The organism is Aureimonas sp. AU22 (genome assembly GCF_001463745.1).
Lineage (GTDB): Bacteria > Pseudomonadota > Alphaproteobacteria > Rhizobiales > Rhizobiaceae > Aureimonas.
On record NZ_BBWJ01000026.1, the window covers coordinates 94,782 to 107,368 of the forward strand.

Consider the following 12,587-nt stretch of genomic DNA (forward strand, 5'->3'; position numbering starts at 1 on the left):
CGGGTCGCCGGCGTCAGTCGCCGGAGCAGGCGGCCGCGACCTTCGGCGAGGACACGAGCCATAGCACGAGTCCGCAGAGCGCGAAGCCCGCCAGCGCCAGGTAGGCCGTGGAATAGCCGAAGCGTGTCACGATCATCCCGGCGATCGCGGGGCTCAAGGAGGCGCCGACGCCCTGGACGGTCATCACGGCGCCGAGGCCGGCGTTGATGTGGCCGGTGCCGCGCAGCATGCGGGCGACGAGACCGGGCACGGCAACGCCGAGAAGGCCCGCCCCGACGCCGTCCAGCATCTGCACCGGCACCAGCGCGTAGGGGCTCGGCCACAGGCCGGCGATGAGGCCGCGCAAGGGCATGGCGGCGAGCGCTGCGACGAGAAGCAGGAAATAGCCGCGCCGGCCGGCAAAGCCCGCCGCCAGAAGCGCGATCGGAATCATCGTCAACTGCGCGATGATCACGGTCGCCGCCGTGTAGGACACCGGGTCCGCCAGAAGCGTCTGCAGCGTCGAGGGCTGGCGGGCCGGCTCGGCGGCGGGCCGGCCGGCGGTCGCCGAACCCGGCGGAATGGCGGTGGTCGAGGTGTCGGATGCGGCGGGGGCAGCGGTGGAGCCGTTCTCGGCCTGGGCGGCCACCTGCTGGCCGAGAAGCGGCAGCATGGCGCCGTTGCCGAAGTGGAAGAGCATGAGGGTCGCGGCGAGGATCAGAAGCGGCCGCGACCGCCACAGGACGCTGAAACCCGAGGGCGGCTCGCGATCGGCCCCCTCCTTGCGGTCGAGACCGCGCGCGACGTCGTGGTCGATGTCGCCGGGACGGATGGTCAGCACCGCGACGATCGAGCCGACCGCCATCACCGTCATCAGGATGAACACGGCGGGCAGGCCGAACTCGTAGCCGAAGAAGCCCGCGCCCGCCGCGGCGAAGACGTTGCCGCCGTGGTTCCAGGCCTCGTTGCGGCCGAGCTGGTGGGCGAGGCCGTTCTGCCCGACGAGGCCGAGCGTCAGGCCGGCGAGCGCGGGACCGATGGCCGCGCCCGCGATGCCGGTCGCGATCTGCGAGGCGGTGACGAAGGCGAAGGTCGGCACGAACAGGATGGCGAGCGAGGCGACGATCACGAGGGCCGCGCAGAAGCCGACCATGAACCGCTTGGCGCGCGAGGCGTCGGCGAGCGCGCCGAGCGGCGTCGTCGCCAGCATGCCGGCGATACCGCCGATCGTCATCACCAGGCCGATCGTGGCGGCGTTCCAGCCCTGGCCGACCAGGAAGATGCCGAGGAACGGCCCGAGCCCGTCCCGCACGTCGGCGAGGAAGAAGTTCACCGCGCCGAGCGCCCGGATGGAGCGCGACGGCTGTTCCTTTGCGTGCGCGGTGGGCGCGGCGGCGATGGTGCTCATGCGTCACGTCCTTTGAAGCCGGGTCCGAACGGTCGGTCCCTGGACTGGCAGCCGGCTATCAAGTCCGTGTGATGGGGAAAGGTTGCGTGCGATATGTTTGATTCTTCGCCCGAACGACTGTCGCGCTGGCTTCGCCTCGCCCCGCATCGATCCGCCTCGTGCCGCTTGCGCCCGCCGTTCCGGTGCGCGACATCGTGGGACATGTCTTCCCGCGAGCGGGTCGGCCGCCGACTGGCGACACCGCGACCGGCCCCTCCGCACGAGCTTTGAAGGAACGCCGACATGCAGCTCCAGTCCCGCCTGAAGGATCCCTCCCTCCTGCGCAGCCAGGCCTTCGTCGGCGGCGAATGGATCGATGCCGGCGGCACGATCGAGGTCACGGACCCCGCGACCGGCGAGGTGATCGCCACCGTGCCCGATTGCGGCGCGGCCGAGACGCGCGCGGCGATCGAGGCGGCGGAGCGGGCCTTCCCGGCGTGGCGCCGCACCCCGCCCGCCAAGCGCGCTGCGATCCTGGAACGCTGGAACGAGCTGATCCTCGAGAACGCCGACGATCTCGCCGCCATCATGACGGCCGAGCAGGGCAAGCCGCTTGGCGAGGCGAAGGGCGAGGTGGCCTACGGCGCGAGCTTTGCCAAGTGGTTCGCGGAAGAGGCGCGGCGCATCTACGGCGACGCCTTCACCGGCCCCGCCGGCGACCGGCGGATCCTGGTGCTGCGCGAGCCGGTGGGCGTCAGCGTCGCGATCACGCCCTGGAACTTCCCCATCGCGATGATCACCCGCAAGGCGGCGCCGGCCTTTGCCGCCGGCTGTCCGATGGTGCTGAAGCCCGCCGACCTCACGCCGTTCTGCGCGCTGGCACTCGCCGTGCTCGCCGAGCGGGCCGGTGTCCCGAAGGGCGTCTTCAGCGTCGTCACCGGGCAGGCCAAGCCCATCGGCGCCGAGATGACCGGCAACGAGACGGTGCGCAAGCTCTCCTTCACCGGCTCGACGCCGGTCGGGCGGCTCCTGATGGAACAGTCGGCGAAGACGCTGAAGCGGCTTTCCCTCGAGCTCGGCGGCAACGCGCCCTTCATCGTCTTCGACGACGCCGATCTCGACCAGGCGGTGGCGGGCGCGATGATGTCGAAGTTCCGCAATGCCGGCCAGACCTGCGTCTGCGCCAACCGCATCCTGGTGCAGGACGGCATCTACGACCGCTTCGCCGAGCGGCTGGCGGCCGAGGCCGCCAAGCTGCGGCTCGGCAACGGTTTCGACGAGGGCGTGACGGTCGGTCCGCTGATCAACGACGCGGCGGCCGAGAAGGTGGTCCGCCACATGGAGGACGCGCTTTCGAAGGGCGCCAGGCTCGTCGAGGGCGGCCGGGACAAGGGCCATGGCCGCTTCGTCGCGCCGACCGTGCTCACCGGGGCCGACACCTCGATGCTCCTCGCCAACGAGGAGACCTTCGGTCCGCTCGCGCCGCTCATCCGCTTCGGCGCCGAGGAGGAGGCGATCGCGATCGCCAACGACACGCCCTTCGGCCTCGCCTCCTACTTCTACACCCGCGACATCGGTCGTGCCTGGCGTGTCGGCGAGGCGCTGGAGTTCGGCATGGTCGGCCTCAACACCGGTTCGGTGTCGATGGAATCGGCCCCCTTCGGCGGCGTCAAGCAGTCCGGCCTCGGGCGCGAGGGTTCGGCCTACGGCATCGACGAATACCTGGAGATCAAGGCCCTTCACATGGGCGGCCTGTAACGCCCGCTTGGCAAGACGGCCGGACCGCCCGGCCGTCTTGATGCGCGCGGTCGGCCCGATCAGGCCCTCGCCAGGAACCTCTCGGCGGTGCGCAGCGACAGGGCCATGATGGTGAGGGCCGGATTGGCGATCACGGCGCTCGGGAACACCGAGTTGTCCGATATCCAGAGGTTGTCGATCTCGTGGGAGCGCCCGTCCGGATCGACCACGCAGTCGCCGGGATCGGTGCCCATGCGGCAGGTGCCGATCGTATGCGCGGTGCGCGGCAGGACGCGGATGTCCCGGCCCCCCGCCGCCTCGACGATCCGCTTCATGACGCGCACCGCATGCCGGTCGATCGCCTGCTCGTTGGCCTTCAGGCCGAAGCTGACGCGGGCCAGCGGCATGCCGAAGTCGTCGGTCTCGTCGGACAGTTCCAGCTTGTTGTCGTCGTAGGGCAGGCACTCGGTGTTGATGCCGACGCCGCCCATGAAGCGATAGCCGTCCATCGCCTCGACGAGTTTGGGACCCCAGAGCCCGGTACCGCGCGTCAGCGTGGTGGCGAGGGTCAGTGGCATGACGCCGAGGCTCTGAATGAGGTAGCCGCCGGCAAAGTCCGCGTCGGCCGGCCGGATCATGTCCTCGGTCAGAAGCGAGGACGGATAGCCGCGCCAGCCGCGCATCTCCGTCTCGAAGCGGCCCCAGACCTGCGTCGCCCCGTGGGCCATGAAGTTGCGCCCGACCTGGCCGCTTGCATTGGCGAGACCGCAATGCAGGAGAAGGCGCGGCGTCTCGACGCCGCCGGCCGCCAGCACGAGATGCCGGCAGCGCTGGCGCCGGTCCTCGCCGCCCTGGCGATAGACGACCGCCGTGACGCGGCCGGCGGCGTCGCGCTCGATCGTGTGGACGCGCGCCTCCGGGCGGATCTCCGCGCCCATCGAGACGGCGAGCGGCAGGTAGGTCGTGTCCATGCTGGCCTTGGAGCCGTTGCGGCAGCCCTGGTGGCAGGAGCCGCAATTGATGCAGGCCTGACGCACCGGGGCGCCGTCCTGCGCCCAGTCGCGCGAGACGAGTGCCGCGGGCGCGTCGGCGGCACGGATGCCGAGCGCCTCGCAGCCGCGCATCATCATGTCGGCAGAGGCGTTGCGCTTGGGCGGCGGCAGGGGATAGCGGCGCGCCGGATCCCAGGGGTAGTCGGCCGGTCCCGACACGCCGATGAAGCGCTCCACCCGTTCGATATAGCCCGTCAGTTCGGCATGCCGGATCGGCCAGTCGCGACCCTCGCCGGTGGTGGAGCGGAGCCGGAGGTCGGCCTCGCTCGGGCGCGGGGTGAAGGCGCCCCAGTGCAGCGTCGAGCCGCCGACGCCCATCCCGGAATTGTTGGGACCGAAGGCGGTCGGGGTCTCGCCGCCCGACAGGCGCTCCTCCATCCAGTTGATGTCGTTGCCCTCCATCTCGTCGGGCGTATGGTCGCCCGGCTCGAAGTTGCGCCCGGCTTCCAGCGCGACGACGCTGAGGCCCTTGGCGGCGAGCATGGCGAGAAGCGGCGCGCCGCCTGCGCCGGTGCCCACCACCACGACGTCCACCGTGTCGTTGACGCCGTGGCGACGCTGGGATTCAAGCTTCATCGAATGGTCTCCAAAGCCGGTTCCCAGGCTTCCCGTTCGCCCGCGCCGAGGCGGTCGTAGCCCTGCTTGCGCTCCCCGTCGCCGCCGTTGGCGAAGCCGTCGAAGCCGATCCGCGCCATGGTGGCGGGATGGGCGAGCCAGTGGCGCACGAGATCGGTGCGCACGTCCTCGAACCAGGCCGACATCTGCTCGGCCGTCAGGCCGCCCGCGGCCGTCAGCCTGCCCTCGGCGAGTTCGCCGATCCGGGCGTCCTGAGCCTCCGGCGACAGGTCCTCGAGGCCCGCGAGCCCATCGAGGGCGGCCGCGTAGGCCTCCCGGTCGGGCGGCAGGTCGGCTGCACGCCATCCGTCGCCGCGCCCCCGGCCGATCTGATCCTCGACGCGCGCGGCCAGATCGATCGGCGGCCCTTCCTGCGGCACGACGCGGGTCGCGAGCGCGTGGAGGGTCCGACGTTGCGCCGGTGTGAGGAAGCCGGACGGCGGCGCCGGGTCGGTCGCGAGGACGCGATGGGCGTGGATCGACCGCGTGCGCGCGCTGACGCGGGCGGAGGCGATGAGACGGGCGGTGGCAAGCGGCACGGGCGGCTCCACCCCGGCGCGCTCGTCCCAGAAACGCCGTATGGCGTGCGCGACGTCCTGCGTTCGCTCCAGAGGCAGGAGGTGGCCGGCGCCCGCCAGCACCGTCATCTCGGCGCGCGGATAATGCAGGGCGTTGGTGCGCCGCTGGCCGTCGGGGCCGAGGTCGCCGTCCGCGCCGCCCGCCAGGATCAGCGCGGGCAGGGGCGATGTGCCGACGGTCGAGGACCAGTCCTCGCGGCTGCCGCGCTCCAGCCAGGCGGCCCAAGCTTCCGGCGTGGTGCGCGCGAGGTCCTCCTGCATCCGGGCGTCGTCCGCCGGCGACAGAGGCTCGCCGACATTGGCGTCGATGAAGCGGCGGATCGCATCCGGCTGCAGCGGCCGTCCGCCGCGGACCCAGGACAGCATGTCCTCGCGCCTCGTCTCCTCCATCGGCTCCGGGCTCGGGGGCGAGGCGGCCAGAAGCACGATGCCGCCGAGGCCGAACAGCGGCTCGCGCCCTGCGAGGACCCGGGCGGCGAGGACGGAGGCGATCTTGCCGCCCATGGAATGACCCGCCAGGAGCCAGCGAGCCGGCAGGCGGCCTTCGAGGCGCCGGGCCACGTGGGCGACCATCTCCGCGACGCCGGTGCCGTCGCACACCGGAGCATCGCCGAACCCCGGCAGGTCGAGCCCAAGGACATCGAAGCGGTCGGCGAGAAGCGTTGCCACGCCGTCGATGGCATGGCGGCTCGAACCGAGGGCATGGAGGAAGACGAGCGCCGGACGATCCGGTACCGGGAGAACTGGGGACATGGGCTCCGCGAGACGTTCCGATTTCGAGCCTGTCTAAAGTTTGGCCGGCCAAGCGGTTCCGCGAGGGGCTGCTGCAAACTGTCGCCCCGTCATCCCGGCGACATCGAGCTCCGGCACCTCGTGCAATCCACCGGAGAGCCTTTGCGCGCGGTCGATCCGGCGCTAGGTTCGATCGCGAATCACCAATGGAGATATGCCCATGTTCGCTTGCGAAGGCTTCGCCACGGAGTCCGCCGACCAGCCGCTGTCGCGCTATTCCTTCGAGCGCCGCGACGTCGGCGAGCGGGACGTCAAGATCGACATCCTGTTCTGCGGCGTCTGCCACTCCGACCTGCACCAGGCGCGCAACGAGTGGCACAACACGATGTATCCCTGCCTGCCGGGCCACGAGATCGTCGGCCGGGTGTCGGCGGTGGGCTCGGCCGTTTCCAAGTTCAAGGTCGGGGATCTGGCCGGCGTCGGCTGCATGGTCGGCTCGTGCCAGAACTGCCCGAACTGCGCGGACGGCCTCGAGCAGTATTGCGACAACGGATTCGTGGGCACCTACAACGGCATCGAGAAGGAGACCGGCAAGGTCACCATGGGCGGCTATTCGGAAGCCGTGGTGGTGGACGAGGGCTTCGTGCTGCGGGTGCCGGAAAACCTGGAACTCGCCGCCGTCGCTCCGCTCCTGTGCGCGGGGATCACCACCTACTCGCCGCTACGGCGCTGGAACGTCGGCCCTGGCCAGAAGGTCGGCATCGTGGGCCTCGGCGGCCTCGGCCACATGGGCGTCAAGCTCGCCCACGCGATGGGCGCGCACGTCGTCCTGTTCACCACTTCGCCGAACAAGGCCGCCGACGCCAAGCGCCTCGGCGCCGACGAGGTGATCGTCTCGACCGACCCGGCCCAGATGGAGGCGCATGCGACCTCCTTCGACTTCATCCTCGATTGCGTGGCCGCCGACCACGACGTCAACGCCTACCTCAACCTCCTGAAGCGCGACGGGACGATGTGCCAGGTCGGCGCGCCGGAAAAGCCGCTCTCCGTCGCGGCCTTCTCGGTGATCTGGAAGCGCCGCTCCTTCGCCGGTTCGCTGATCGGCGGCATCGCGGAAACGCAGGAGATGCTCGACTTCTGCGCCGAGCACGGCATCACCTCCGACATCGAGATGATCGCCATCGAGGACATCGAGGCGGCCTATGCGCGCATGCTGAAGAGCGACGTGAAGTACCGCTTCGTGATCGACATGGCGACGCTGAAGACGGCCGCCTGAGACCGATCCGTCGCCGTCCGGCTCAGGCCGGGCGGCGGCGCTTCCAGACTTCTTCCAGGAGTTCGTCGACCAGGGCCCGGTAGCTTTTGTCGGGCAGTTTCTCGGCCAGGAAGCGCAGTTCGATCAGGCGCTCGATGAACTCGTCCTCGATCTCGGAATGGATCGCGCCGTCGACCTCGCTGATGACGGAAATCAGCCGCGTCGGCTTGTCGGATCCGACGAGCTCCCACCGGCTGCTGCTGCGCACCTTGATCGTCGTGCCGTCGGCAAGACGCAAGGCGTAGAAGTTCGTCAGCGGTTCGGAATGCAGGAAGCTGCGCGCCAGCCGCTCGTAGATCCCGTCGACGTCGGGCGCGACGATCCTGTCCCGATAGGCCGAAACATGCACCGCGTCGGGGTCGGACGTCATCAAGCCGAGCCGTTCGACAAGTTCGGGCGACAGGGAGAGCGTGTCGCGTCCCAACTCCCAAACCAGGGTTCCTGCCAGCATCGCAACCTCGCGCCCGATCATGGGCACTGGAGATATAATCGCACGCGTGGATGGCGAGTGACGCAAGGGCAATTCGCGTCAGCAAGAATTGTTGATGAAACCTTGCGCGCAACTCGGGTTGCCTGCCATCCGTGCAGGCGATGCGGGAGACGGGCACCCCGTCTGCCAGAATCGGGATCGGCGCTCGTCGCCGAGCGACGTCCCTAGAACAGATCGCCCTGCACGTCCGCCTGGAGCGGAGACGCCTTGCGCCGCGACGGTTTGGCCGCGCGGGGCGCCTCGTCTTCGCCCGCCGTGGCGATGGCGGCACGCCGGTGGCCGCGCGCGAATTCCAGCTCGAAGGCGGTGCCGGGCTTCAGGTCCTCCGCCCGCGTGATCGGGACGTCGCCCGCCCCGCGCACGATCGCGTAGCCGCGTTCCAGGACCTGGCGCGGATCGAGACTGGCGGCCACGCGCCAGGCGCCCGAGAGCGCCGTCCGGCGGCGCGTGGTGAGGTCCCGGAAGGCGCGGTCCATGCGCTCGCCCGCCTGGGCGAGGCGCAGGCGGGCCTGATCGGAGCGCGCGGAGACGATGTGGGGGCGCAGCGACGCGTCGAGGCGCTCGAGCCGGTGGCGGTGGCGGGCGAGCGCGGTGGACAGCGCGTGCACGATGGCGCCCTCGGCATGGCGCAGATCGGCGCGCCGGTCGCGGATCGCCGACTCGAGACGGGCGGGCGACAGGAGCGCGCCGGTCTCGCCGAGCATGCGCCGTCGTTCGCCGGCGTAGAAGCGCAGGGCCCGCCCGAGAGCCGTCTCCGCCTCGTCCAGCCGGCGGCGCGGCAGCGAGAGGAGGATGTCGGGCGAGGGGAGGGCGCGCGCGAGGTTCGCGACGGCCCGCCGCTCGGCCTGCAGCGTGCGCGAGACGGCGGCCGAGGCGCGCGCATCGAGCGCCGCCAGCGCCGCCACGAGGTCGGCGCGAACGGGCACCGCCATCTCCGCCGCGCCCGTCGGCGTCGGGGCGCGCCGGTCGGCGGCGTGGTCGATCAGCGTCCAGTCCGTCTCGTGGCCGACGGCCGAGATCAGCGGGATGGCGGACCGGGCGGCCGCGCGCACCACGCCCTCGTCGTTGAAACCCCAGAGGTCCTCGAGGCTTCCGCCGCCGCGCGCGACGATGAGGACGTCCGGCCGGGGCAGGGGGCCGCCGGGCTCGATCGCGTTGAAGCCGTCGATCGCCGCGGCCACCTCCTCTCCGCAGGTTTCGCCCTGCACGCGCACCGGCCAGACGAGGACATGCAGCGGAAAGCGGTCGGCGATGCGATGGCGGATGTCGCGGATCACCGCGCCCGTCGGCGAGGTGACGACGCCGACGACGCGGGGCATGAACGGGAGCGGGCGCTTTCGCTCCGCGGCGAACAGGCCTTCCGCTTCCAGCTTGAGTTTGCGCTCGTTGAGAAGCGCCATCAGCGCGCCGGCACCCGCCGGCTGCATCGCCTCCACCACGATCTGGTACTTCGAGGAGCCGGGGAAGGTCGTCAGCTTGCCGGTGACGACGACCTCCAGCCCTTCTTCCGGCTTGAAGGCGAGCTTGGAGAAGGTCGTGCGCCAGACCACGGCTTCAAGCCGCGAGCGCTCGTCCTTCAACGCGAAATAGGCGTGGCCCGAGGAATGCGGCCCGCGATAGCCCGAGATCTCGCCGCGCACGCGCACGTGGCCGAACGTGTCTTCCACGGTGCGCTTGAGCGCGCCGGAGATCTCCGACACCGAATATTCGGCGACGTTGCTCTGGGGTTCGAGATCCGCCGCCGGCTCGGCAGGCATGACGGCGGCCCGTGCGCGCTTCACCATCCGGCGAGCCCGACGCCCGGCCGCAGCCGCTGCGAGCGGATCATGCGCGTTTCGGGGATCCGTGCGCTGATCGCGGCAACCGGAGCGCTCGGCAGGTTCTGCAGGCTTTCGCGGATGTGCTGGACGAGGGCGGTGACGGCCGAGGACTGGGCGTTGCGCCCGCGCATGAGGGCGATCTGCGCATCGGGAAGGCGCGGGAACCCCTCGCCTTCGGAGAGGACGCGCATGCCCGGCCTCAGGGCGCATTCGGGCAGGACGCTGACCGCAAGCCCGGCCAGGACCGCTGAGGTGACGATCTGCGCCGACCACGAGGTGAAGAGGATGCGGTGCTCGCGCCCGACGCGCCGCAGCGCCTCGATGCCCTGCTGGCGCCAGGCGCAGTCCTGCCGGCCGATCGCGAGCGGCAGGACCGGTTCCTGGTGGACGGAATGGGAGGCCGACGTGACGAAGTGCAGGGGTTCGGTGCGCACGATTTCGGACCAGGCATGGGTCTTTGTCGGGCAGACGAGAGCGACGTCGAGATGGTTCTTCTCGACATGCTCGATGAGGCTCGACGTCGTCTCGCAGGCGATCTGCAGCTCGACCCGCGGGTTGGAGCGCACGAAGCGGGCCATGATCTCCGGCAGGAAGCGTTCGGCATAGTCGTCGGGCAGGCCGATCCGCACGTGGCCCTCGATCGTGTCCTCGTCGAAGGCCGACAGCGTTTCCTGGCTGAGCGAGAGCATCCGCCGCGCATAGGTGAGCAGACGCGCGCCGTCGTCGGTGAGCTTCACCGTCCGTCCGTTGCGCTCGAAGAGATCGGCCCCCAGCCGCTCCTCCAGACGCCGCACCTGCATGGAGACGGCCGACTGGGTCTTGAAGACCTCCTCCGCCGCGCGGGTGAAGCTGCCGGTGTCGACGATGGCGACGAAGGTGCGAAGCTGGTCGAGATCGAGGGGCGAAGCCATGGCGGCGATCCATCACGTTTGATGATGCGGCTCATAAGGAACATTCGTTGGCCTGATCCGTCAAGCGGGACTATCTCCTGTCTCGTCAACACCGCGAAGACCGATTGAAACCGCCGGACACCCCGTCCGCCGGAACGGCCCCGCCTTGTCCGACACACCACCGTATGGCCCTCGAAAGGAGATCCCGCCATGACGCTCGCTACGAAGACGCCCGGTTTCCGCGCGACGGAAATGCTCAGCCCCACCCACGGCCTGGTCTTTCCCGCCCTTCGCGCGATCGTCCGCACCCTCCTCAATCGCCGCGCCGCCTATCGCGTGTCCGAGCTTCCCGACTACCTTCTCAAGGATATCGGGCTGAAGCGCGACGACGTGCACGAGGCGCTGCATGCCGACTGGCGCGAGGATCCGACCTTCAAGCTGGCGCTGGCCGCCGCGCGACGGCGCGGGCGTGTCCAGCCCTGGCGCGACTGACGACGCGATACTTTCCCCGGCAAAAGGGCCGCCGCGACGGATCGCGGCGGCCCTTTTCGTTCGTTCCGGCGAGCGCGGCGGGGATCAGGCGTCCTCGCGCACGGCCCCCACGAGTTCGCCCGTCTGCACGGCGAGGATCTTATCGACGCGACGCCCATCGAGGTCGACGACCTCGAAGCGCCAGCCGCCGTACTGGATCGCTTCGCCGACCTCGGGGATATGGCCGAACTGGTCGAGGATGAAGCCGGCGAGCGTCTCGTAGTCGCGCTCGCGCGGCAGCTGGGCGGTGCCGAGCGTTCGCTCCACGTCGTCGATCGGCATGCCGGCGTCGATGAGGTAGGAGCCGTCGTCGCGGCGCACGGCCGAATAGTCGTCTTCCGCCCCTTCCGGCAGCGAGCCGGCGATGGCGGCCAGGATATCGGTCGGCGTCACAACGCCCTCGAACGATCCGTACTCGTCGAGCACGATCGCCATGTGGATGTTGACCGCGCGGAACCGGTCGAGAAGCTTGAGCACCGGCATGGTCTCGTTGACGTAGAGCGGCTCGCGCACCGCTTCCCTGACGTCGATCGAGCCAGTCTTGCGGTACTGCTCGAGAAGTTCCTTGGCCTGGACGACGCCCACGAGATCGTCGACGTCCTCGGAGGCCACGGGGAAGCGCGAGTGGCCCGAGGAATGGATCTCGTCGAGGATCGCGTCCGGCGTATCGGCGAGCGAGATCCAGGCGACGTCGGGGCGCGGCACCATGATGGAGCGCACGTTGCGATCGGCGATGCGCAGCACCCCCTCGATCATCTCGCGCTCCTTCTCCTCGAAGACGCCCGATTCGGTGCCTTCCGCGATCATCGCCTTGACCTCTTCCTCGGTCACGGCGTTCTCGCCCTTCTCGTTGGCGCCGACGAGCTTGCCCACCGTCTCTGTGGACACGCGCAGGAACCAGACGATGGGCGCGCCGATCTTGGCGAGCGCCCGCATCGGCGAGGACACGAAGCAGGCGATCGCCTCCGGGTTGGCGAGCGCGAAACGCTTCGGGACCAACTCGCCGAGGATCAGCGAGAAGTAGGTGATGAGGACGACGACGAGACCGAAGGCGAACCCTTGCGCATAGGCGCCGATCACCGGCAGGGGCGCCAGGAACTGGGCCAGAGGCTCGGCGAACACGGAGCCGCCGTAGGCACCGGCGAAGATGCCGACGAGGGTGATGCCGATCTGCACGGTGGACAGGAAGCTCGTCGGGTCGTCGATCAGCTTGATCGCCCCTTCCGCCCCTCTCTTTCCGTTCTGTGCCATTTGTTGGAGACGGGCGCGGCGGGATGAGACCACCGCCAGTTCCGACATCGCAAAAAAGCCGTTGAGAAGAATCAGAAAGACGACGATCAGAAGGTTTGCGACTAGCATCCGGTATCCGTGAGGGAGCGCGTGTCCCTCTGTTGACGATAGCCGCGATTATAGGCGGCAAGCCCCCGCTCTTCCAATAGCGTTCGCGTGCAAACTTGGGCG

At 69.9% G+C, this 12,587-nt stretch carries 10 protein-coding genes; 3 read left to right on the forward strand and 7 right to left on the reverse strand.

What is annotated here, in order from left to right:
• Window positions 1–13 precede the first annotated feature (13 nt).
• Window positions 14–1,387 (reverse strand): MFS transporter, encoded by a 1,374-nt coding sequence (locus tag AUL34_RS09515; RefSeq protein ID WP_061933473.1) that lies wholly within the window; start codon window positions 1,385–1,387, stop codon window positions 14–16.
• A 282-nt stretch (window positions 1,388–1,669) separates the two neighbouring features.
• Here AUL34_RS09515 and AUL34_RS09520 point away from each other — a divergent pair, with 282 nt between their 5' ends.
• Window positions 1,670–3,124, forward strand: coding sequence for an NAD-dependent succinate-semialdehyde dehydrogenase (locus tag AUL34_RS09520; protein WP_061933474.1), 1,455 nt, complete (start codon window positions 1,670–1,672; stop codon window positions 3,122–3,124).
• Between the two features lie 59 nt (window positions 3,125–3,183).
• Here the strand turns inward: AUL34_RS09520 and AUL34_RS09525 are convergent, their stop codons facing one another.
• Both AUL34_RS09525 and AUL34_RS09530 read right to left on the reverse strand, forming a co-directional pair.
• A complete protein-coding gene (locus AUL34_RS09525) occupies window positions 3,184–4,731 on the reverse strand; it encodes a GMC family oxidoreductase (RefSeq protein ID WP_061933475.1) in 1,548 nt (515 codons plus the stop codon).
• Window positions 4,728–6,101 (reverse strand): alpha/beta hydrolase, encoded by a 1,374-nt coding sequence (locus AUL34_RS09530; RefSeq protein WP_061933476.1) that lies wholly within the window; start codon window positions 6,099–6,101, stop codon window positions 4,728–4,730. Before AUL34_RS09530 ends, AUL34_RS09525 begins: the two co-directional genes overlap by 4 nt.
• A gap of 199 nt (window positions 6,102–6,300) precedes the next feature.
• Between AUL34_RS09530 and AUL34_RS09535 the strand changes: the two genes are divergently transcribed.
• Window positions 6,301–7,356, forward strand: coding sequence for an NAD(P)-dependent alcohol dehydrogenase (locus AUL34_RS09535; RefSeq protein WP_061933477.1), 1,056 nt, complete (start codon window positions 6,301–6,303; stop codon window positions 7,354–7,356).
• Window positions 7,357–7,378: 22 nt separating this feature from the next.
• Here AUL34_RS09535 and AUL34_RS09540 read toward each other — a convergent pair whose 3' ends face one another.
• The 3 genes from AUL34_RS09540 to AUL34_RS09550 all read right to left on the reverse strand — a co-directional run bounded on the left by AUL34_RS09540 (window position 7,379) and on the right by AUL34_RS09550 (window position 10,616).
• A complete protein-coding gene (locus tag AUL34_RS09540; RefSeq protein WP_156420860.1) occupies window positions 7,379–7,846 on the reverse strand; it encodes a hypothetical protein in 468 nt (155 codons plus the stop codon).
• 203 nt (window positions 7,847–8,049) lie between these two features.
• Window positions 8,050–9,642, reverse strand: coding sequence for an exodeoxyribonuclease VII large subunit (gene xseA, locus AUL34_RS09545; RefSeq protein WP_061933479.1), 1,593 nt, complete (start codon window positions 9,640–9,642; stop codon window positions 8,050–8,052).
• Window positions 9,643–9,662: 20 nt separating this feature from the next.
• Complete coding sequence (locus AUL34_RS09550) at window positions 9,663–10,616, reverse strand: LysR substrate-binding domain-containing protein (protein WP_061933480.1); 954 nt, start codon at window positions 10,614–10,616, stop codon at window positions 9,663–9,665.
• A gap of 189 nt (window positions 10,617–10,805) precedes the next feature.
• Here AUL34_RS09550 and AUL34_RS09555 point away from each other — a divergent pair, with 189 nt between their 5' ends.
• Window positions 10,806–11,087 (forward strand): DUF1127 domain-containing protein, encoded by a 282-nt coding sequence (locus tag AUL34_RS09555; RefSeq protein ID WP_061933481.1) that lies wholly within the window; start codon window positions 10,806–10,808, stop codon window positions 11,085–11,087.
• 84 nt (window positions 11,088–11,171) lie between these two features.
• Here the strand turns inward: AUL34_RS09555 and AUL34_RS09560 are convergent, their stop codons facing one another.
• The gene (locus AUL34_RS09560; RefSeq protein WP_061933482.1) at window positions 11,172–12,485 is read right to left on the reverse strand and encodes a hemolysin family protein; all 1,314 of its coding nucleotides are present in this window, start codon (window positions 12,483–12,485) and stop codon (window positions 11,172–11,174) included.
• Window positions 12,486–12,587: the final 102 nt, after the last annotated feature.